The sequence below is a fragment of the Pseudomonas sp. Pdm06 genome (genome assembly GCF_014851795.1).
In the GTDB taxonomy this organism is placed as follows: domain Bacteria; phylum Pseudomonadota; class Gammaproteobacteria; order Pseudomonadales; family Pseudomonadaceae; genus Aquipseudomonas; species Aquipseudomonas fluorescens_AA.
In genome coordinates, this window is the sequence record NZ_JACVAH010000001.1 from 447413 (window position 1) to 468332 (window position 20920).

Genomic DNA, 20920 nt, shown 5'->3' on the forward strand with positions numbered 1-20920 from the left:
GCCGGCCGGGGAGACCGATTTCAGCCCTTCCCGAGGGTGGCAGTGGCCAAACCGGGAAAGTCTGTAATCAGGCTGTCAGCGCCAAAGTCGGCGAGCCTGCGCATCAGCGCGGGCTCGTTGACGGTCCACACCGACACATGCAGCCCCTGGCGCTGCGCCTTGATCAGGCGTTCCGGCGTGCACAGGGTCCAGTTCAGCGCCAGAATCTCGCAGCCGTAGCTCTGGGCGACCTTCAACGGGTCGAGCCAGGCGTATTCGGCCACCAGTCCGCGGGAGATGTCCGGGGTCAAGTCCAGGGCTGCCTTGAGCACTTCCCGGGAACTGGACGTGATGGTGATCTTGTCCAGCAGCCCGAACCGCTGGGCCATTTCGCGGATCCCCAACACGGTGGCCGCAGCGCGGGTGCGTGAAGCGCTCTTGACCTCCAACTGCCAATGCTCGAAATCACACGTCTCGAACAGCTCTTCCAGGCGCGGAATCGGGCATGGCTTGATCCAGCCCGGGCCACCCTTGCGCGCATCGTAGGTCACCAGCTCGGCGGCGGAATGTTCCACCACCTTGCCGCGGCGGTCCGTGGTGCGCTTGAGGGTCGGGTCGTGGATGACCATCAACTCGCCGTCCATCGAAAGATGCAGGTCCAGCTCGCAACGGCGTACGCCGTGCTTGAGGCACTCCTGAAAACCGGTCAGGGTGTTTTCCGGCGCTTCGCCCTTGGCGCCGCGGTGGCCATAAATGAGGGTCACGGTTCTTCCTTATTGATACCTGATTCGGTCAGTTCCCGGGCCAGGCGCCGTTCTTGCGCCTGTTTCTGCAGGATGTAGCGGGCCAGCAACTGGCGCTGGGCGTCGGTGGGGCGTTCGAACTCGGTGCCCACGTCGTAGCCGTCGCCCTTGGGGTCACAGTGGGTGACCCGCGCCCGCAGCAGCAAGCCGAGGGCCTGGGGCATCAGCACCAGCTTGATCGACAAGTGGGCGCCGACGGCGATTGGGGTGGGGTATTGGAAGTCGACGCCGCCTTCGGAAATGATCACCGGCTGTGGCTCGCCGATTTCGCCGAGCACCGTCAGGGCAATGACCTGGCTGAGCAGGTCGATGCGTTTGTTCATCGCCTTGAGGTACGCCGCGACGCTGCGTTCGCGCTCGCTGATCTGGCGCAGCAGGTGCTGTGACTCGAATTCGCTCAGGTGCAGTTCACTGAGCAGGTTGAACAGTGGAGAAGCATCCTGCAACACTTCCTGGCCAGCAGCTTCAGGAATGGAGAGGGGCCGAATTTCCAGTGCGATCGTGTCCTCGATACGGTAGTATTCGCGGCGATCTTCTTCATCTAATGTCGACATGGCGAACCCATGGTAGCGGCGGTGGTCTGAGTGTAAAGCTGGTTTGTGACCCCCGCCACAAGGACGTTCCTTTTCCCTCCGAACAAGCCCCGACATGTTCAGACCTCTCTTCGTATTTATCGGCACGCGTTATACCCGTGCAAAGCGTCGCAATCATTTCGTATCGTTCATTTCCCTGACGTCCATCATCGGACTGGCCCTTGGCGTGGTCGTGATGATCGTCGTGCTCTCGGTGATGAATGGCTTCGATCATGAGATGCGCACCCGCGTGCTGGGCATGGTGCCCCACGCGACCCTCGAAACCGGCGAAGCCATCAGCGATTGGCCGAGTCTGGCCGCCAAGGTCAAGCAGAACCCGCAGGTGCTGGCCGTGGCGCCATTCATCCAGATGCAGGGGTTGCTGACCAACGACGGCAAGGTGTCCAAGGTGTTGCTCAATGGCATCGACCCCGGACTCGAGCGGCAGGTGTCGATCATCGATAACTTCATGCAGCAGGGCAAACTCGACGACCTGGCGCCCGGCAGCTTCGGCATCGTCATCGGCGACAAGGCCGCGGCCAAGCTCGGCGTTGCCATCGGCGACAAGCTGACCTTCGTCGCCCCGGAGGTCACCGTGACCCCGGGCGGCATGTTCCCTCGCATGAAACGCTTTACCGTGGTCGGCATCTTTCATGTCGGCGCCGGCGAGCTGGACGGTTACCTGGGGGTCACCAACCTTCAGGACCTGGCTCGCCTGCATCGCTGGAAACCGGATCAGGTCCAGGGCCTGCGGTTGAAGTTCGATGACCTGTTCCAGGCCCCGCGTGTGGCCTGGACCATCGCCCAGCAGCTTGGCGAAGACCGCTACTACGCCCGGGACTGGACCCGCACCCACGGCAACCTGTACCAGGCGATCCGCATGGAAAAAGCCATGATCGGCCTGCTGCTGTTGCTGATTGTCGCCGTGGCGGCGTTCAACATCATCTCCACGCTGGTGATGGTGGTGAACGACAAGAAGGGCGACATCGCGATCTTGCGCACCCTCGGTGCCACGCCAGGGCAGATCATGCGGATCTTCATGGTCCAGGGCACGGTCATTGGCGTGATCGGTACGTTCGTGGGGGCCCTGGTCGGGATGTTCGCCGCACTTAATGTCAGCGCCGCGATTGCCGCCCTCGAAGGCCTGATCGGGCACAAGTTTCTCAACGCCGACGTGTACTTCATCGACTACCTGCCATCGCAGTTGCAGTCCGATGACGTGTTGATGGTCTGCGGCGCCGCGTTGGTCCTGAGTTTCCTCGCCACCCTGTATCCTGCCTGGCGTGCCGCGCGCACCCAGCCTGCGGAGGCGTTACGTTATGAGTGAGTCGGGCATGAGTGAAAAAGCAATCTTGAGCTGCCGCAACCTGGGCAAATCCTACGAGGAAGGCCCGGAGTCGGTGGTGGTGTTGTCGGGCCTGCAACTGGAACTGCACCCGGGCGAGCGCGTGGCGATTGTCGGCACCTCCGGGTCCGGCAAAAGTACTTTGCTCAACCTGCTGGGCGGCCTGGATACGCCAACCGCCGGCAGTGTCTGGCTGGCCGGCGAAGAACTGTCGGCACTGAACGAGAAGGCCCGTGGCCTGCTGCGCAACCGCTCCCTGGGTTTCGTCTACCAGTTCCACCATCTGCTGCCCGAGTTCACCGCGCTGGAAAACGTCTGCATGCCGCTGTTGATCGGCCGCACGGCGATTCCCGAGGCCCGTCAGCGCGCCACGGCGTTGCTGGAGCGGGTAGGGCTGGGGCATCGCCTGGAACACAAGCCGGCCGAACTGTCCGGTGGCGAGCGCCAGCGCGTGGCGATTGCCCGGGCCCTGGTCAATAAGCCTGGTCTGGTGATGCTCGATGAGCCGACCGGCAACCTCGACTCCCACACCGCCCAAGGCATCCAGGACTTGATGCTGGAGCTCAGCACCTCGATGCGCACGGCGTTCCTGGTGGTGACCCACGACATGAACCTGGCCCGGCAGATGGACCGCGTCCTGCACTTGCAGGAAGGTTGCCTGACGCCCATCTGACCGACCGAAACCCGACACTTGGAAACAGTGCCGGGTCTTTTATTTTCATACGGTGCCCCGCGAATGTTCAGACCGTTATCGATCTTTATCGGCACGCGCTATACCCGCGCCAAGCGCCGCAATCGCTTTGTTTCGTTCATCTCCATGACCTCGATGATCGGCCTCGCCCTGGGTGTGCTGGCAATGATCGTGGTGTTGTCGGTGATGAACGGCTTCCAGCGCGAGATGAGCTCGCGCATCCTCGGCATGGTGCCCCACGCCACGATCGTCGGTGTGAACCCGATCGACGACTGGCAGCCGGTGGCCGCCGCGGCGCTGAAGAATCCTGAAGTGACCGCCGCCGTGCCGTTTACCGAGATGGAAGGCATGCTGAGCCATAAAGGTTCGATGCAGCCGATCCAGATCAGCGGCATCGATCCGGCCCAGGAAGGCAAAGTGTCCATCGTTGCCCAGCATATCGTCCAGGGGCGTCTCGATGCCTTGAAGCCGGGCGAATACGGTGTGGTCATCGGTGAGATCACGGCCCGGCGTTTCCGTTTGAATGTCGGTGACAAACTGACGTTGATCGTGCCGGAAGTCAGCACCGCCCCGGGGGGCATCACGCCGCGGATGCAGCGCTTGAACGTCGTGGGTGTGTTCAAGGTCGGCGCCGAACTGGACGGCTCCATGGCCCTGATCCACCTGGCCGACGCCGCGCAGATGCAGCATTGGCAGCCGAATCAGGTGCAAAGCGTGCGCCTGGCGGTGAAAGACTTGTACGCGGCGCCGAAGGTGTCCGGTGACATCGCCACTGGCCTTGGCGCGGATTACAAGGCTGACGACTGGACTCATACCCAGGGCAGCCTGTTCAGCGCCATGAAAATGGAAAAAACCATGATTGGCTTGCTGTTGCTGATGATCGTCGCGGTGGCGGCGTTCAACATCATCGCCACGCTGATCATGGTGGTGAACGACAAGGGCGCGGACATCGCGATCCTGCGGACCATCGGCGCCACGCCGCGGCAGATCATGGCGATCTTCATGGTCCAGGGCACGGTGATTGGTGTCGTCGGCACGCTCATCGGTGGCGTGCTGGGGGTGATCGCGGCGTTGAACGTCAGTGCGTTGGTGGGCTGGCTGGAACGGGTCAGCGGCCAGCACATCTTCAGTTCCGATGTGTATTTCGTCAGCAACCTGCCGTCGGAGCTGCAGCGTGGCGACGTCGTGCTGATCTGCTCGGCCGGGTTCATCCTGAGCTTCCTCGCCACCGTCTACCCGGCATGGCGCGCGGCGAAGATCGAACCGGCGCAGGCGTTGCGGTATTCCTGATAACTCAGGATGGCCGCGAGACCCTTGTGGCGAGGGGATTTATCCCCGCTGGGCTGCGAAGCAGCCCTAAACCCTGATAGCTCGGTACATCAGGCTGATTGAATTGACTGTCTTGGGGCCGCTTCGCGGCCCAGCGGGGATAAATCCCCTCGCCACAGGGTTTTGTGTCAGGGCTGGCTTGTCTTCGGCAATTCGATCAGGAACCGCGTCCAGCCATCGGCCGATTCACAACGGATCTGCCCACCATGGGCGCGGATGATCGAGCGGGTGATGGCCAGTCCAAGTCCCGCGTGTTCGCTACTGCCTTCCTGGCGGGCCGGGTCGGCGCGGTAGAAGCGGTCGAACAGGCGTGGCAGCAAGTCCGCTGGAATCCCCTCGCCACTGTTCTCCACGCTTACCCTCACTTCTTGAGTCCCATCGACCATTCGCACCCGCACTTCGCCGTCGACGGGGGTGAAGCGCAGGGCGTTGTCCAGCAGGTTGGAGAGCGCCCGGCGCAACATGTTGCGGTCACCTTCGATGCGGCCGTCGCCCTCGCGGCTCAAACGGACCTTGGCGTCTTCGGCCAAGGGGGCGAAAAACTCCAGCAGCACGTCCACTTCCTCGCCCAACTGCAGCGGTTCGCGGTTGAGCGCCAGCAGGCCATGGTCGGCCTTGGCCAGGTACAGCATGTCGTTGACCAGTTGCGCCATCCATTGCAGTTCTTCGAGATTGCTGTGCAACGCCTCGCGGTAATCCTCCAGGGGGCGTTCGCGGGTGAGGGTGACCTGGGTGTGGGTCAGCAGGTTCGACAGCGGCGTGCGCAACTCATGGGCGATGTCGGCAGAGAACGCCGAGAGCCGCTGAAACGCATCGTCGAGGCGTCCGAGCATGGCGTTGATGCTGTGGGCCAATTCCGCCAGTTCGGCGGGCATCTGCTCTTCGGGCAGGCGGGCGTTGAGGGAACGGGCCGAGACGTTGCCGGCGATGGCGCCCATGCGTCGCAACGGCCGCAAGGCCCGCCGGGCGGCCCAGGCACCGAGCAGGGCGGTGGCCAGGGCCGAAAGGCCGACGGTCAGCCAGATCAGCCTTTGCATGCGTTGCAGGAAGTGCTGGTGGTGGGTGATGTCCAGCAACAGGGTCAGTTGCGGTGAATCGGCTCGGTCGGGATACAGCGGTGCATTCAACACCCGGTAATCGTTGTCGGCATCGCTGAGGGTCGACAGGCCGGGCCGCTCCGGCAACTGAGCCGGAATCCGGATCGAGCTGTCGTACCAGCGCACGCCATCGCTGCCCTTGATGCGCAGCGCCAGGTCGGCCTGACGGCTCAGCTCATCTTCCAGTCGGCGCTGGGTCTGATCGGCGTTGAGGTCTTGCAGGGCGCGGCGCAGGCCGATCAGCTTGCCTTCGAGCAGTTGCTGGTCCAGCTCGATGAAGTGTGCCTCGCTGCCACGGCTGAACAGCACGCCGGCAAACAACGACACCACTGCCGTGCAGGCGGCGAACAGCAGCGCCAGGCGGCTGCTCAGCGACCACCGGCCCCTCACAGGCTGCGCTCTTCAAGCACATACCCCATGCCCCGCACGGTGTGGATGAGCTTATTGGGGAACTCATCGTCGATCTTGATGCGCAGGCGCCGGATGGCGACCTCGATGACGTTGGTGTCGCTGTCGAAGTTCATGTCCCAGACCTGGGACGCGATCAGCGATTTGGGCAGCACTTCACCCTGGCGGCGCAGGAGCATTTCCAACAAGGCGAACTCCTTGGCGGTGAGGTCGATGCGCCGACCGCTGCGTTCGACGCGACGGCGGATCAGGTCCAGGCGCAAGTCGGCCAGTTGCAGGCTGGTTTCCTGTTGCGTCGAACCGCCTCGGCGCAACAGGCTGCGCACCCGCGCCAGCAACTCGGAAAAAGCAAAGGGCTTGACCAGGTAATCATCGGCGCCCAGCTCCAGCCCGTGCACCCGATCCTGTACCGCGTCCCGCGCGGTGAGGAACAGCACCGGCGTATCCAGGCCAGCCCCGCGGACGGCTTGCAGGATCTGCCAGCCATCGCGGCCGGGCAACATCACGTCGAGGATCAGCAAGGCGTATTCACCGCTCAAGGCCAGTTGCTGGCCGGTGATGCCGTCGGCCACCAGATCGGCGTTGAACCCGGCTTCGCCCAGGCCTTGGCGCAGGTATTGGCCGGTTTTGGTTTGGTCTTCGACGATCAGCAGTTTCATGGGCGGCTCAAGGCTGGGTTGGGACAAGGGCGTTATACCGTGGCAGGCGGGCTGGTGGCGCAACCTGACAAAGTTGTAATCGAGCTGTCAGCCGACTGGCAGGGCTGTAGCGATAGAGTTTCCCACACGCTGAATCCGATTGGAGTATGGACATGTTGATGGGAAACCGCTTGATCCTGGCTGCTTGTGCACTGGCCCTCAGTGCGCCGCTGTGGGCATCGCCCGGTCATTTCGATTTTGGCCAGCCCGCGCCGGCGGCCAAGGCCGGTCGCAGCATTGACGTGGTGATGGGCGATATGACGTTCGATCCCGGAGCCCTTGATATCAAGGCCGGCGAGACGGTTCGGTTCGTGCTGATCAATAAGGGCCAGTTGCTCCACGAGTTCAACCTGGGCAACGCGGCCATGCACGCCGACCATCAACAGGAAATGCTCAAGATGCAGCAGAGCGGCCAGTTGATGCCAACCGCGGTGAAGCCGGGGATGGATCATGCCGCCATGGGCCACGACCAGGCGAGCATGCGCCACGACGACCCCAACAGCGTGTTGGTGGAGCCGGGCAAGACTGCCGAGCTGACCTGGACCTTCAGCAAGGCCACGCGCCTGGAGTTTGCCTGCAATATTCCCGGCCACTACCAGGCCGGGATGAAGGGCGACCTGACAGTCAGTCAGTAAGCACTCAAAGGCTGCGGCAAAGGCTGATAGAATCCGCTGATTCTTCAGTCAGGTTTCCGTCATGCATCCCGCAGCCGAACATTCGCCGCTGGGCAAATCCAGCGAATACATCGCCACGTACACGCCGTCACTGCTGTTCCCGATCCCGCGCACCGCGAAATGGGCGGAACTGGGCCTGACGGCCGAGACCCTGCCGTACAAGGGCGTGGATTTCTGGAACTGTTTCGAGCTGTCGTGGCTGTTGCCGTCCGGCAAGCCGGTGGTGGCCATCGGTGAATTCGCGATCCCGGCGGATTCGCCAAATATCATCGAATCCAAATCCTTCAAGCTGTACCTCAACTCCTTGAACCAGACCCCGTTCGCCGACACCGCGAGCCTGGAAGCCACCCTGCGCCAGGACCTGTCGGCCGCGGCCGGCAAGGCGGTGGGTGTGCGAATCCGCAGCCTCAAGGACGTGGAGCGTGAAGGCATCGTGGCGCTGCCCGGTACCTGCATCGACGATCTGGACATCAGCGTCGACTCCTACGCGCACCCGCGCCCGGAGCTGCTGCGCTGCGATGCTTCACGCATCGTCGAGCAAAGCCTGCACAGCCACCTGCTCAAATCCAACTGCCCGGTGACCAGCCAGCCAGACTGGGGCAGCGTGGCGGTGGAATATCGCGGCGCTGCCCTGGACCCGGCCAGCCTGCTGGCCTACATCGTCAGCTTCCGCCAGCATTCCGATTTCCATGAGCAATGCGTGGAACGGATCTTTCTCGACCTGCAGCGCTTGCTCAAACCGGAGAAATTGACGGTGTATGCGCGGTATGTCCGGCGTGGTGGGCTGGATATCAACCCGTACCGCAGTACTGAAGACGTTCAACTGCCGAACCATCGTCTGGTCCGGCAATAAACTTTCCTTGTGGAAGTAAGCTCTTGTGGGAGCGAGCTTGCTCGCGATGAGGGCAGCACATCCAACATTGAGGTTGGCTGATACACCGCTATCGCGAGCAAGCTCGCTCCCACAGGGGATGCATTGCAGGCACGTGAAACTAAAAAGCCCTGCTAGCGATAGCAGGGCTTTTTGCATGCGAAGGGTTCAGATCCCCATGTTGCCCAAGGCTTGCACGATGTTGCGCAAGGTCCCGGCCAGCGTGGGGTGCTCCAGCTCGAAGCGTTCGACAGCCAGGTTCACATTGTCAGCCAGGTTGGTGTCCTGTGTTTGGGTTTCCAGTTCAAGCTCAAATTCGATCTGTTCCATCAGCGCCTGCAGGTCGGCGCGTTCGGCTTCGGACAGGGGTGGATTCTGGTCCAATTGCTCGCGCAGTGTGTTGAGCTGTTCTTGCAATTCGCGGGCAGGCATTGGCGTACTCCCTTTATTGATAGGCACAGCCATGGACCGCGACGCTGCGTCAAAAGTCCATGGCCTGCCTTAAGAGTAATCCACACTGACGCGCCCTGCATGATCCCGGTCAGGGCTTCTCGCCTTTAATGCGGCGCAGGCAGATATCGGCCAGGCAAGTGTCGAGCTCGCCCAAGTGATCGATCACTGAATGCACCCCGAGGCCGAACAATTGCACGGTGGCCTTGGCGCGTTTGGTTTCCCGCGCCTGTTGGCTCAATGCCTGCCACTCGGCGGGCGCCAGGCCACACAAAGAACCGCAGGATGCCAGTCCGATCGTCCATAAACCTGCATTGAGCCCTGACTGCAACAACCGTGGTTCGCCGCTGACCAGTACGCAGCCATCCAACTGCTGGACGTTCAGCGCCATCAGCGCTTGCCAGCAGGCATGCGGCGCAGGCCATGGATAATTTGTTGCAGGAAGTTGCGGCGCTTTGATGGACGCGGGCAGTGAGGCCGCCAGGCTATGGCTGATGGCGGGAGGCAATTCGTCGAGCCAGGCGCAGGGGATATTCAGATGTTGCAAGCGTTGCAGGCTTTCCAAGGCACCGGGTGTCGGCTGGGCGTGATCCGCTGGCGCTGCCCCTGGCTGACGAATGCGCGCCCCGAAATCCACCAGGCATCCGCTGAGGCCAAACAGTACGGCGGTCAGGCTGGGGGCGGGGAGGGGCAGGGCTTCGGCGCGGGGCATGGGAACGTCCTTGAAATAACCAGCAGCCTAATGGGCTCCGATGACAGTCCGGTGACAGTGAGGTGAAGGATGCCAGTCGCGGAAAAGTCCTACGGCCTGGGTGTTTTTCGGTGCTGCCTATCCATGCGTTCCGTCTTATACTAGCCAGCTTACCGCCTGGGCTCGGCGCCCTTGCCTGAATAATCCAAGGAGTTCTTCCCTATGCGCTGGAGCCATCGTCTAGCTCAGCTGTGTCTTTCCGCCTGTGTCCTGCTGGTTCCGTTCGCCACTCAGGCCGCGACGGAAGAAGATCCTTGGGAAAGCATCAACCGTCCAATCTTCACCTTCAACGACACCCTCGATACCTATGCGCTCAAGCCACTGGCTCAGGGTTATCAATACGTGACGCCGCAGTTCCTCGAAGACGGCGTCCACAACATGTTCCGTAACATCGGCGACGTCGGCAACCTGGCCAACAACGTGCTGCAGGCCAAGCCGGCCGCCGCCGGGGTCGACACCGCCCGGTTGATCTTCAACACCACCTTCGGCCTGCTGGGCTTCTTTGACGTGGGCACCCAGATGGGCCTGCAGCGCAGCGATGAAGATTTCGGCCAGACCCTTGGCTACTGGGGCCTGGGCAGTGGTCCGTATGTGATGCTGCCGCTGCTGGGGCCAAGCACCCTGCGTGACGCGCCGGCCAAGCTGGTCGATGACTACACCGCTCCTTATCGTTATATCGATAACGTCTCGGTGCGTAACTCCATTCACGGCCTGAACATCGTCGATACCCGCGCCAGCCTGTTGTCGGCCGAGAAGATGGTGAGCGGCGACAAATACGTCTTCATCCGCAATGCCTACCTGCAGAACCGCGAATTCAAAGTCAAGGATGGCCAGGTCGAAGACGATTTTTGATTTCGACTTGTAAAACCACAGAAGGCGGCCCAAAAGGCCGCCTTCTGTGCTTTGGCGTCGTGTTTGAGCGGGTTTGATCCTTCCATTGAGTTACGCTTCGCTCGGTTCTTATAACTCTCTGTGCTTTGACAAATAAAGACGGCAAGCGGCTATCTGCATGAGCTTGAAACGCCCCGCGGATGGGAGTACCGTCTGCGCCTTAGAAGGGCACCTCTGATGTAAGGGCGTGTAGGGCAAAGGCCTGAAGCCGGTACGACAGAGAGGCTAGAAAGCGAATCCAGTAGTGCGTGCCAGGCCAGACCGCCCAGCCCGCTACGCCAACCTAATTCTGGCGCCGTTTGCCCACATGCCAAAAACCAGTGCCACGCTGCTGATAATCGATGATGACGAAGTGGTGCGAGCCAGTCTCGCAGCCTACTTGGAAGACAGTGGTTTCAGCGTCCTGCAGGCCAGCAATGGCCAACAGGGTCTTCAGGTATTCGAGCAAGACAAGCCCGACCTGGTCATCTGCGACCTGCGCATGCCGCAGATGGGCGGACTCGAACTCATTCGCCAGGTGACCGAGCTTTCCTCGCAGACCCCGGTGATCGTGGTATCGGGCGCGGGCGTGATGAACGATGCGGTCGAGGCATTGCGCCTGGGCGCGGCGGATTACCTGATCAAGCCCCTTGAAGACCTTGCTGTGCTCGAGCACTCGGTGCGCCGGGCCTTGGACCGTTCGCGGCTGTTGGTGGAGAACCAGCGCTACCGCGAGAAGCTGGAAACCGCCAACCGCGAGCTGGAAGCCAGCCTGAACCTGTTGCAGGAAGACCAGAACGCCGGGCGCCAGGTGCAGATGAACATGCTGCCGGTCAGCCCCTGGACCGTCGACGATTTCCGTTTTGCCCACCAGATCATCCCGTCGTTGTACCTGTCGGGCGATTTCGTGGACTATTTCCGCGTCGATGAGCGGCGAGTGGCGTTCTACCTGGCGGACGTTTCCGGCCATGGTGCGTCCTCGGCCTTCGTGACGGTGCTGTTGAAGTTCATGACCACGCGGCTGCTGTTCGAATCCAAGCGCAATGGCACGCTGCCAGAGTTCAAGCCTTCTGAAGTCCTTGGGCATATCAACCGAGGCCTGATCAGTTGTAAGCTGGGCAAACACGTCACAATGGTCGGTGGAGTCATCGACGAGGAGACTGGTTTGTTGACCTATAGCATCGGCGGTCACCTGCCGTTGCCTGTGTTGTATACGCCAGACAGTGTTCGTTACCTGGAAGGGCGTGGTTTGCCGGTGGGTCTGTTCAACGAGGCCACCTACGAAGACCACGTACTGGAATTGCCATCGACATTCAGCCTGACGCTGATGTCTGATGGCATTTTGGACCTTTTGACAGAACCTACACTCAAAGAGAAAGAAGCGGCCTTGCCTGAACGGGTAAGCGCAGCGGGCGGCAGCCTGGAAGGCTTGCGTCAAGTGTTTGGATTAGCCACGCTCGGGGAGATGCCGGATGATATCGCCCTGTTAGTGTTGAGCAGGAACCTTTGATGAGTACCGGTAGAATCCAGTTCGCCGAGCAGGACGGCACCTTCGTCCTGAAGTTTGTCGGTGAAGTGCGCCTGACCCTGTGTTCGGCGCTGGATGCGACTATTGAGCGGATCTTCACCGCGCTGAACTTCAGCGCCATCGTGATCGACCTGACCGAAACCCGCAGCATCGACAGCACCACATTGGGCCTGTTGGCCAAGCTGTCGATCCTGTCGCGGCAAAAGGTCGGCCTGCTGCCGACCGTCGTCACCACCCACAACGACATCACCCGTCTGCTGCAATCGATGGGCTTCGACCAGGTGTTCAACATCGTGGGCGACCCTGTGCCGTGTCCGGAATGCCTGGACGACCTGCCTGACCAGGATCAGTCGGAAGAGGAAGTGCGGATCAAGGTGCTTGAAGCCCACAAGATCCTCATGGGGCTCAACGATTCCAATCGTGAAGCGTTCCATGATCTGGTGAATGCGCTGGAGCGGCCTTGAGCCTTTAGGCTGAACCGGCTTCATCGCGAGCAAGCTCGCTCCCACTGGTGTTCTGACATCCCCTGTGGGAGCGAGCTTGCTCGCGATGGCGTTTGCCGACCCGCCACATCGCTTAAGCCAAGCCGCATAAAAAAGGGCGAACCCAACCAGATTCGCCCTTTTTGCATGCCGGCTGAATCAGCTCAAAGCTTGGCTTGCAGCAACGCCTCCAGCTTCTCCTGGTCCCGGGCAAACTGACGAATACCTTCGGCCAGTTTCTCGGTCGCCATGGCGTCCTCGTTGGACAACCAGCGGAACTGCGTTTCGTTGAGGATCAAGCGTGCCTCCCCGGCTTGCCCTGGCGCCAGCTTGCGCTCCAGCTTGCCTTCGTCGGCGGCGAGTTTTTCCAGCAGGTCCGGGCTGACGGTCAAGCGGTCGCACCCGGCCAGTTGCTCGATCTGGTTGAGGTTGCGGAAGCTCGCGCCCATGACCACGGTCTTGTAGTCGTTGGCCTTGTAGTAGTTGTAGATACGCGTCACCGACTGCACGCCCGGATCATCCGCGCCGGTGTAGTCGTTGCCATTGGCTTTCTTGTACCAGTCGTAGATACGGCCCACGAACGGCGAAATCAGGAACACCCCGGCATCGGCACAGGCCGCGGCCTGGGCGAAGGAGAACAGCAGCGTCAGGTTGCACTGGATGCCTTCACGCTCCAGCTGTTCGGCTGCACGAATGCCTTCCCAGGTGGAGGCAATCTTGATCAACACCCGATCCCGGCCAATACCGGCCTTTTCGTACAGGTCGATCAGACGATGCGCACGCTTCAACATGGCCTCGGTATCGAACGACAGGCGCGCGTCTACTTCAGTGGAAATACGCCCCGGGATCACTTTCAGGATTTCTTGCCCGACCGCTACGGCAAAACGGTCGCTGGCCAGGCCCACATCGCCCTTGCAGTCCGCCACGCAGGCGTTCAGTTGCTCGGCATAGCCCTGAATGGCCGACGCCTTGAGCAGCAGGGAAGGGTTGGTGGTGGCGTCCACGGGTTTGACGCGGGCGATGGCCTCGAAGTCGCCGGTATCGGCCACGACGGTGGTGAATTGTTTGAGTTGTTCCAGCTTGGAAGTCATGAGCGTGCTCTGTCCTATGGGTCCGTTGACATTACCCGAGGGCCGGCAGCCACTCAAGGGCGTGAAGAGGTATCGACGGCCCCAGCGGCAACAACCTGAAAACGGCTGTTTGAAAGGCCGGGGCGGTATCGGTAGATACGATGCCAAAACAGCGTGCAGGTTCAAAGCAAGTGACGGTTAACGCCCTTCCAGCAGTTGCCCCGCCTGATCCAGCAACGCCAACGGATCCTTGGTTTTGTGGATGTCCACCGACAACAACTGCCGAAACCGCCGCGCCCCCGGAAACCCGGTGCCCAGCCCCAACACATGACGAGTGATGTGATGCATCGCCCCGCCAGCGGCCAGGTGATCGGCAATATAAGGCCGCAACTGCACCAGTGCCTCGGCCCGGGTGATGATCGGCGCGGTGCTGCCAAACAACTGCTGATCCACTTCGGCCAGCAGATACGGGTTGTGATAAGCCTCGCGCCCGAGCATCACACCGTCGAACGTCTGCAGATGCTCGTGGCAGGCCTCCAGCGTCTTGATCCCACCGTTGAGCACAATCTCCAACTCCGGAAAATCCGCCTTCAACCGCGCGGCCACGTCATAACGCAGCGGCGGGATGTCGCGGTTCTCCTTCGGCGACAGCCCCTCCAGAATCGCAATCCGCGCATGCACGGTAAAACTCGTGCAACCGGCCTCGCGCACCGTCCCGACGAACTCACACAACTGCTCGTAACTGTCCCGCCCATTGATCCCGATGCGATGCTTGACCGTCACCGGAATCGACACCGCATCACGCATGGCCTTCACACAATCGGCCACCAACCCCGGATGCCCCATCAGGCACGCGCCGATCATGTTGTTCTGCACCCGGTCGCTGGGGCAGCCGACGTTGAGGTTCACCTCGTCGTAGCCGTGCTCCTGGGCCATACGGGCGCAGGCGGCCAGGTCGGCAGGGACGCTGCCACCCAGTTGCAGGGCCAGGGGGTGTTCGGATGGGTGATGGCGCAGGAAGCGTTCGTGGTCACCGTTGAGCAGCGCGCCGGTGGTGACCATTTCGGTGTAGAGCAGGGCGTGTTTGGAGAGGATGCGTAGGAAGAAGCGACAGTGGGCGTCGGTCCAATCCATCATGGGGGCGACGGAGAAGCGGCGGGAGAGTGATTGGGGGGCGGCAGTGGTTAAGGACATTGAGGAATCTGAATGGGTAGGGCAAAGGCTGGGAGTTTATCAGGAATGGGATCGGGTAAGGCTGACGGGCTTGATCGGTGAGAGATTTGAATCTCCCGGTAGTGTCAGAGACTCCCCGGTTTTGGTCGAGAATCTTAGGGCGCTGATTGCTATGTTGGGGTTGCGGGCCGTCGCTGGGCCTCTAACTTAATCTGAGGACCATCTGCCCAGCCTCCGTCGTCTGGATCAAAAGGGGGGCGGTTCGGTACGGGCCTGTGACTTGAGCTTAGATGGGGTGAAGGGGCACTGTAGCTACTGAGAGCCTTCTCAAAGATGCGGGGTGGGGCGGCAACGGCTGGGCGGACGTATGGTGTGAATGTTTTTCCCGTCGCTCTGTGATGCTAGGGTTTCGGCAATGTCAATGGTTGGGAAAGTGTTAATTTAGGTTGAATTTGTGGGGCTGTTTTTCCTATATAGACAGCTCGTCAGTTATATAGTAGCGTTACGCCACTTTTAGCGATTCTAACAGGGATTATAATGGACAATTCCGGGCCAAATGCATCAAATGAAGAGTCGTTGGGCGGGGGTATAACAGGCTTGACCGAAACGGCGGGTGATTGGATTGTAGATACTGTATCTGGGTTGCCTGCTCCTGTAAGAAAAAACGCATTGAAAGCTTTTGGTCAGTTATGCACCGCTGCTATTCAGGTTCCAATTGCAATATTGGAAGGCATCGCTATGGAAAAGCGTGCCGAAACACAGGCCAGATTAAAACTCATTGATAAAAGTTCCTCTCAGATAAGTGACAACATGGGAGTAAATTTGTCATACGCTCATTTGGCTTCAGATAAATTTGCAAAAAAAATTGTTCGTGAGCAGGTTAACGTTGATAAAATCGCTGCGATTGCCTTAGAAGATTTACGAAGCGAAAGTGATACTGAAAATTTAGCTGGCGATGAGCGAGAGTTCAGTGATGACTGGCTTAACACGTTTGAGCGAGAGGCTAGGGATAAAAGCTCGGAAGAAATGCAAACATTATTTGGTCGAATTCTCGCAGGAGAAATAAAAAGGCCTAATACTTTTTCGATTAAAACTATTCGAACAATAGGGCAGCTAGATTCTGATATAGCTGAGATGTTTGTTAAGTTTTGCTCCCTTGCCGCTACATTAGGTCATGATGGGGTAAGTGTTGATACCAGAATAATAAAAATTGGGGAGTCTGCCGGTTCAAACGGGTTAAAGAAATATGGACTAAATTATTATAGCCTCTTGCTAATGGAAGAGTATGGTCTCGTGGCTTCTAATATGAGTACCAAAGCTACATACGGACCTTGTGTCGAGGACGAAAAAAAACACGTCACTCTTCCTTTTACATTTCAAGGCAGAGTGTGGAAGCTAAGAAGAAAAAACACATTGCCTGATGCTGAGGCTTCTCTCGGTATATCAGGTGTCGCGCTTACCAAAGTTGGGAGGGAGTTGTCTCGGATCGTGGATATCCAGCCAGAGCCTGAATATATGCAAGATCTGATTGATAGTTTTTCCGAGAAAGGATTTGATATGTTGGAGTGTAAATAATCCTCGATCATACTTGCGCTTGCATCGGCAGGAGGGTGCCTTTTTAATCATTCTGGTATAAAGGCACTTAAAATTTTTGACAAAGATATGAGTGTTCTCTGTAGTTTCAATGATTGAATATTGCTGGGTCTTAAGAATTGATGGCCTGCATCCTCTCAAAATCTGAATGTGGCTTCATTGGTGTGTGGGGCTTTAGTTATCACTCTACTTTCGGTTTTTTCTTCTATCTCGGGGGCAACGAAGAAAATGCAATCTGTTTGTTTTTTTGCAGAAAATAATAAGGCTTTGATGGTCGGAAGGCGTGGGCTACGGAATCAAAAAAATGTTCCTTTTCTAACTTGGCTCATGTCGATGGAGGTGATTGTTTCGGTTCTTATCTCTACGAGACTTAATGCCCCATCGGAAAATGCGCAACCAGTGTCGATATATACGACATTACCCAAGCGCATAATGCTGGGTACTGTGGAGTGCCCAACATAGAGTCGGTCTATTCCTTTGACGGAAGTGTGGTTTTGTTGCTCGATTTTTTCTCTTGCATATAGCGCTGTTTTCAAGGCTTGACGCTGATGTTGCTCTCCGAAGTTTCCGGTTATAGCATCTTTGGCTTCTTGCCAGCCATCGTTACTCCTGATAATAGGGGCTTCGGCATGGACTATTCCAATTGTTTGATCGTTTGCTGATTTGATTTCAATAATCAATGGAAGTGCTTGCAAAGCTTTTAAAAGCTCATGCTGGACGGTTAGTTGTAACTCGTAGAGCCAGGCCCCACCGTTTCGGATATGTCGGGGTATGTCACCATGGCCGGAAATGCAGTCAATAAGCATCTGCTCATGATTGCCGCGCACGGCATGGAACCACGGCTTTTCAAGCCAGTTCAATATGTCTATGGAATCGGGGCCGCGGTCGATAAGGTCTCCCACGGAAAAGATGCGATCCAGCTCAGTGTTGAAGTCTAGTTTGTTCAAGGCTGCTGTTAGAAGTTTGAAATGCCCGTGGATGTCGCCCACCACAAAGTCGCGACCTTTTTTGTTGGGTGGGAAAGATCTCGTCCTGTACATTTTCAGTGCTTCAGCAGATGTTGATTGGCGGCGACTGTATCACTTGGCGAAATAAACCGTAAGGCGGTGAGCGAGGGAATAACGTTGTACGGTCAAGCTTGAATCGTCTGCCCGATACATTTCTCAAAAACCTGCTCCATAGGCTCCATGACGCAGTTATAAGCCGCGATATTGGCGTAGATCCACTCGTCCTTCTCAATCCCCCACCAACTGATTTCAAACCCGGCATTCATGATGAGGTGTTCAAACAGGATGCGTTGCGCACGACCGTTGCCTTCGCGGAAGGGGTGTACGACGTTGATGTCGGAATAGGTTTCTGCAACGGCGACAATCAGGTCTGCTCTGTCCAGCCCTTCGAACCAGTCGGCCGCCGCCATGTTCATGAAAATCTTGTTGGCTTCCGCCGCCATGTACTGGGGTTGGCAAAAGCGGGTGGCTTGTTTGGACATGCCAACGGTGCGCAGTTCTCCGGCCCATTCGAACAGGTCCGAGAAGAGAACTCGATGAATGTTTTGAAGGTAGGCCAGGCTGTAGGGAGGAGGGCTGAATTCGACGTTGTCCGCTGCGATGGCCGAGAGTTGTTGTTCGGCTTCGCTTAGGGTTGGTTCATCTCGAATATCGAGCTTGTTGCGAAGGACCGTGGAGCCGGGGTAGCAATAAGCGTCTTCGCCGACTCCATATTTGTCAGGCATCAGGTTCTGGTCTGGGTGAAGGCCTTCAAGACCTCTTCGCGCGTTGGCATTTTGCGTTCGCCGTCCGCGAAGGTCGTTTTGAAGCCTTCCAGGCGCAGGCTAGCCGCGTAGTTGGATCTGCGCGTCCTGGCGGCATAGGCCTTTTTGGTTTCAAGGCTGACATTGCCCATGGGGCTGGACCTCAATCGCGTTGGTTGGCCGATTATAGCCCATCCCACCGGCATGGCCTACGTCACGGCCAGGGCGACTCATGGCAGGTGTTGAATTGACCAATGGCGCTTGCATTGCGGTGCATCTCAAAATACTGTGTTTATATCCAGTGTCCGAGTTCACTTCATGCAGCTTATCGCCAAGCTCGGCATCCTTGCCGATGCTGCCAAGTACGATGCTTCCTGCGCCAGCAGCGGTGCCCCCAAGCGTAGCTCCCGTGGTCGTGAGGGGCTGGGGGCCACCGATGGCATGGGCATTTGCCATAGCTATACGCCGGATGGGCGCTGCGTTTCGTTGCTGAAGGTGTTGCTGACCAATTTTTGCCTGTACGACTGCCAGTATTGCGTCAACCGTCGTTCCAGCAATGTGCCGAGGGCGCGTTTTACGCCGGAGGAGGTGGTTCGATTGACCCTGGATTTTTATCGCCGCAACTGCATCAGTGGGCTGTTTCTGAGTTCCGGCATCATTCGCTCGGCCGATTACACCATGGAGCAGTTGATACGAGTGGCGCGGTTGCTGCGGGAAGAGCACCAGTTTCGTGGCTATATCCACCTCAAGACCATTCCCGATGCCGATCCGCTGTTGATCGAGGAAGCGGGGCGGTTGGCTGATCGCTTGAGCGTGAATATCGAGTTGTCCTCCGATATCAGCCTCAAGCGTCTCGCACCGGAAAAGCAGTTGACGACCATCCGCCAAGCCATGGGCACCATCCACCAGGGGCAACAGGCGGTGGCCGGTGAGCCGCGGGCGCCTCGCTTCGCTCCGGCCGGGCAGAGCACGCAGGTGATTGTGGGGGCCGATGCCACCGATGATCACGCCATCCTGAGCAACGCCGAGTCGCTCTACCAGGGGTACGGTTTGCGACGGGTTTACTATTCAGCGTTCAGCCCGATTCCCGACAGCCCCGCCAGTGTGCCCCTGGCAGCGCCGCCGTTGCTGCGCGAGCACCGGCTGTATCAGGCCGATTTTCTCATGCGCGGTTATGGCTACAAGGCAGGCGAGCTTTTGAGCGAAACCCACAACCTGGACTTGGACATCGACCCCAAGCTGGCATGGGCGCTGGCTAATCGCGAGGTGTTCCCGCTGGATGTCAACCGCGCCGAACCCGCCTTGCTGGCGCGTATTCCGGGGATTGGCCTGCGTAGTGTGCAACGCCTGGTTGCGTTGCGCCGGGAGCGGCGGGTGCGTTATGACGACTTGGTGCAGTTGCGGTGCGTGCTGGAGAAGGCGCGACCGTTCATTGTCACCAGCGATTACCGGCCTGCCGACGCCCAGGTGCGTAGTGGTTTGCTGCGGGCGCGGTTGCGTGAACCCCAGCGGCCGGTGCAGATGGGGCTTTGGTCATGATTGCCCTGGATTGCGAGGATGATTTCTCTACGTGGCGGGACCAGGCTCGAACGCTGCTCGGCCACGGCATCGACCCGAGCGATGTCACGTGGACCCAGGGCCCGATGGCCGACTTGTTGGCCGTGCCGGCGCCGCTGCCCCAAGGGCCGGGCCCGTTCCGTACGCGGGTTCCCGCAGCCTTGCTGACCCAACTCGAACAGGCTGGTCGCTACCAGGGCGAACAACGTTGGAATCTGCTGTATGAGGTGCTTTGGCGGGTTGCCCACGGCGACCGCACGGCCATGCTCGCGGGCGACCGCCTGGGCAGTGAGCTGCAGCGGCGGATCAAGCAGGTCCAGCGCGAGGCTCATCACCTGCATGCCTTCGTGCGCTTCGTTCCCTTGCCGCAAGCATTGGCCGAGCAACTGCAACTGGATCTGGTCGCCTTTCATCAACCGGCCCATGACATCCTCGAAAGTGCCAGCGGCCATTTTGCCGAGCGATTGGGGCAACAACGCTGGCTGATCGCAACGCCTCGCGACGGTATCCGTTTCGATGGGCGGTCGTTGGATTACCAGCGACGTTGCCCCGAGCAGTGGCAGCATTGGGCACGTCACGCTGAAGATCCCGGCGCCGAGCTGTGGCGGACCTATTACAGGCATATCTTCAATCCGGCGCGGCTCAATCCCCAGGCGTTGCGTCAGCACATGCCGGGGCGATTCTGGCAGCACTTGCCGGAAGGAGAGTTGATTCCGCGCCTGGTGGGTTTGGCGCGGCGTGGGAAGCAGCGGGATGGGCAGGCGTTGGAGGTGGGGGAGAAAATGGGCAAGCGGATTATTGTGGGTGTGGGTGAAGGCACCGGGTTAAGACAGTGCCTTGCTCCTGAGTAAATCGATCTTCTCGGTTCATACCGATGCTTTGGCTTTACCGGGCCTGGATGCGTCCACCATCTTGTGCAGCTCCTCAGTCATGGCGGCTAGGCGCTTTTCCAGATCCTTCACGTCGGACCGGGTAATACCGTTTGCATAGGGTTTAACTGTTCGGGTTCGCTTTTGGGCTGCCGGTGACAGATTGTGGGCAGTTTCAGATATCAAAGCCTGACGCAGTAGATTGTTGATGAGTGTCTGATATCCAGTACCAGCACTTTCGGCGCGTTCGCGAGCGGCCTCGATCACGTCCTCATCAAGCATGATGGTTATGCGGGTTTTGCCTTTGCTGCTTGCAACCGCCCCACGCTTGGCTGTGCTGAAATCGTATTCTTCTTTCAT

At 59.1% G+C, this 20920-nt stretch carries 23 protein-coding genes; 11 read left to right on the forward strand and 12 right to left on the reverse strand.

Features of this window, described 5'->3' with window-relative positions; translation table 11 throughout:
- Positions 1-20: 20 nt before the first annotated feature.
- Both IB266_RS01945 and IB266_RS01950 read right to left on the reverse strand, forming a co-directional pair.
- Entirely contained in the window at positions 21-743 is a 723-nt protein-coding gene (locus IB266_RS01945; protein WP_072407809.1) for a glycerophosphodiester phosphodiesterase, read from the reverse strand.
- A complete protein-coding gene (locus tag IB266_RS01950) occupies positions 740-1336 on the reverse strand; it encodes a PilZ domain-containing protein (RefSeq protein WP_103308894.1) in 597 nt (198 codons plus the stop codon). Before IB266_RS01950 ends, IB266_RS01945 begins: the two co-directional genes overlap by 4 nt.
- A 94-nt stretch (positions 1337-1430) precedes the next feature.
- Between IB266_RS01950 and IB266_RS01955 the strand changes: the two genes are divergently transcribed.
- The 3 genes from IB266_RS01955 (at position 1431) to IB266_RS01965 (ending at position 4680) form a co-directional block, all read left to right on the forward strand.
- Positions 1431-2681 carry a lipoprotein-releasing ABC transporter permease subunit gene (locus IB266_RS01955; protein WP_092166585.1) on the forward strand — a complete coding sequence of 417 codons (1251 nt, stop codon included), beginning with the start codon at positions 1431-1433 and terminating at the stop codon, positions 2679-2681.
- A gap of 7 nt (positions 2682-2688) precedes the next feature.
- The gene (gene lolD / locus IB266_RS01960; protein WP_162843734.1) at positions 2689-3372 is read left to right on the forward strand and encodes a lipoprotein-releasing ABC transporter ATP-binding protein LolD; all 684 of its coding nucleotides are present in this window, start codon (positions 2689-2691) and stop codon (positions 3370-3372) included.
- Between the two features lie 63 nt (positions 3373-3435).
- Positions 3436-4680, forward strand: coding sequence for a lipoprotein-releasing ABC transporter permease subunit (locus tag IB266_RS01965; protein WP_072407805.1), 1245 nt, complete (start codon positions 3436-3438; stop codon positions 4678-4680).
- Between the two features lie 167 nt (positions 4681-4847).
- Here the strand turns inward: IB266_RS01965 and IB266_RS01970 are convergent, their stop codons facing one another.
- Together IB266_RS01970 and IB266_RS01975 are read right to left on the reverse strand one after the other, a co-directional pair.
- Positions 4848-6206: a heavy metal sensor histidine kinase gene (locus tag IB266_RS01970; RefSeq protein WP_192259815.1), complete on the reverse strand. Its 1359-nt coding sequence runs from the start codon at positions 6204-6206 to the stop codon at positions 4848-4850.
- Positions 6203-6883 carry a heavy metal response regulator transcription factor gene (locus IB266_RS01975; protein ID WP_072407801.1) on the reverse strand — a complete coding sequence of 227 codons (681 nt, stop codon included), beginning with the start codon at positions 6881-6883 and terminating at the stop codon, positions 6203-6205. Before IB266_RS01975 ends, IB266_RS01970 begins: the two co-directional genes overlap by 4 nt.
- A gap of 152 nt (positions 6884-7035) precedes the next feature.
- Between IB266_RS01975 and IB266_RS01980 the strand changes: the two genes are divergently transcribed.
- Entirely contained in the window at positions 7036-7557 is a 522-nt protein-coding gene (locus tag IB266_RS01980) for a plastocyanin/azurin family copper-binding protein (RefSeq protein WP_192259817.1), read from the forward strand.
- A gap of 61 nt (positions 7558-7618) precedes the next feature.
- On the forward strand, positions 7619-8449 hold the full coding sequence (gene queF / locus IB266_RS01985) for an NADPH-dependent 7-cyano-7-deazaguanine reductase QueF (protein ID WP_013692631.1): 831 nt from the start codon (positions 7619-7621) through the stop codon (positions 8447-8449).
- Between the two features lie 186 nt (positions 8450-8635).
- On the opposite strand, the gene IB266_RS01990 is transcribed toward queF, so the two are convergent.
- Positions 8636-8899 carry a DUF4404 family protein gene (locus IB266_RS01990; RefSeq protein ID WP_192259818.1) on the reverse strand — a complete coding sequence of 88 codons (264 nt, stop codon included), beginning with the start codon at positions 8897-8899 and terminating at the stop codon, positions 8636-8638.
- 109 nt (positions 8900-9008) lie between these two features.
- The gene (locus tag IB266_RS01995; protein WP_192259821.1) at positions 9009-9629 is read right to left on the reverse strand and encodes an HAD family phosphatase; all 621 of its coding nucleotides are present in this window, start codon (positions 9627-9629) and stop codon (positions 9009-9011) included.
- A 201-nt stretch (positions 9630-9830) separates the two neighbouring features.
- On the opposite strand from IB266_RS01995, the gene IB266_RS02000 reads away from it, so the two are divergent.
- The 3 genes from IB266_RS02000 to rssC all read left to right on the forward strand — a co-directional run bounded on the left by IB266_RS02000 (position 9831) and on the right by rssC (position 12530).
- On the forward strand, positions 9831-10520 hold the full coding sequence (locus tag IB266_RS02000) for a VacJ family lipoprotein (RefSeq protein WP_192259823.1): 690 nt from the start codon (positions 9831-9833) through the stop codon (positions 10518-10520).
- A 346-nt stretch (positions 10521-10866) separates the two neighbouring features.
- Positions 10867-12048: a two-component system response regulator RssB gene (gene rssB, locus IB266_RS02005; protein ID WP_192259825.1), complete on the forward strand. Its 1182-nt coding sequence runs from the start codon at positions 10867-10869 to the stop codon at positions 12046-12048.
- Positions 12048-12530: an anti-sigma factor antagonist RssC gene (rssC, locus tag IB266_RS02010; protein ID WP_025212773.1), complete on the forward strand. Its 483-nt coding sequence runs from the start codon at positions 12048-12050 to the stop codon at positions 12528-12530. The genes rssB and rssC overlap by 1 nt, the downstream gene beginning before the upstream one ends.
- 182 nt (positions 12531-12712) lie before the next feature.
- On the opposite strand, the gene tal is transcribed toward rssC, so the two are convergent.
- The gene (gene tal / locus IB266_RS02015; protein WP_192259827.1) at positions 12713-13639 is read right to left on the reverse strand and encodes a transaldolase; all 927 of its coding nucleotides are present in this window, start codon (positions 13637-13639) and stop codon (positions 12713-12715) included.
- 177 nt (positions 13640-13816) lie between these two features.
- The gene (gene dusA, locus IB266_RS02020; RefSeq protein ID WP_192259829.1) at positions 13817-14812 is read right to left on the reverse strand and encodes a tRNA dihydrouridine(20/20a) synthase DusA; all 996 of its coding nucleotides are present in this window, start codon (positions 14810-14812) and stop codon (positions 13817-13819) included.
- 516 nt (positions 14813-15328) lie between these two features.
- Between dusA and IB266_RS02025 the strand changes: the two genes are divergently transcribed.
- Positions 15329-16366 (forward strand): DUF2806 domain-containing protein, encoded by a 1038-nt coding sequence (locus tag IB266_RS02025; protein ID WP_192259831.1) that lies wholly within the window; start codon positions 15329-15331, stop codon positions 16364-16366.
- 314 nt (positions 16367-16680) lie between these two features.
- On the opposite strand, the gene IB266_RS02030 is transcribed toward IB266_RS02025, so the two are convergent.
- The 3 genes from IB266_RS02030 to IB266_RS02040 form a co-directional block, all read right to left on the reverse strand.
- Positions 16681-17424 carry a metallophosphoesterase gene (locus IB266_RS02030; protein WP_192259833.1) on the reverse strand — a complete coding sequence of 248 codons (744 nt, stop codon included), beginning with the start codon at positions 17422-17424 and terminating at the stop codon, positions 16681-16683.
- A 92-nt stretch (positions 17425-17516) separates the two neighbouring features.
- Positions 17517-18116: a putative adenosine monophosphate-protein transferase Fic gene (locus IB266_RS02035; protein WP_192259836.1), complete on the reverse strand. Its 600-nt coding sequence runs from the start codon at positions 18114-18116 to the stop codon at positions 17517-17519.
- Positions 18116-18286 (reverse strand): YhfG family protein, encoded by a 171-nt coding sequence (locus IB266_RS02040; RefSeq protein WP_003199786.1) that lies wholly within the window; start codon positions 18284-18286, stop codon positions 18116-18118. The genes IB266_RS02035 and IB266_RS02040 overlap by 1 nt, the downstream gene beginning before the upstream one ends.
- 166 nt (positions 18287-18452) lie before the next feature.
- Here IB266_RS02040 and IB266_RS02045 point away from each other — a divergent pair, with 166 nt between their 5' ends.
- Positions 18453-19673 (forward strand): putative DNA modification/repair radical SAM protein, encoded by a 1221-nt coding sequence (locus tag IB266_RS02045; protein ID WP_192259838.1) that lies wholly within the window; start codon positions 18453-18455, stop codon positions 19671-19673.
- Positions 19670-20542 carry a TIGR03915 family putative DNA repair protein gene (locus tag IB266_RS02050; protein ID WP_192259840.1) on the forward strand — a complete coding sequence of 291 codons (873 nt, stop codon included), beginning with the start codon at positions 19670-19672 and terminating at the stop codon, positions 20540-20542. Before IB266_RS02045 ends, IB266_RS02050 begins: the two co-directional genes overlap by 4 nt.
- A 15-nt stretch (positions 20543-20557) precedes the next feature.
- On the opposite strand, the gene IB266_RS02055 is transcribed toward IB266_RS02050, so the two are convergent.
- The gene (locus tag IB266_RS02055) at positions 20558-20920 is read right to left on the reverse strand and encodes a DUF6364 family protein (protein WP_060743052.1); all 363 of its coding nucleotides are present in this window, start codon (positions 20918-20920) and stop codon (positions 20558-20560) included.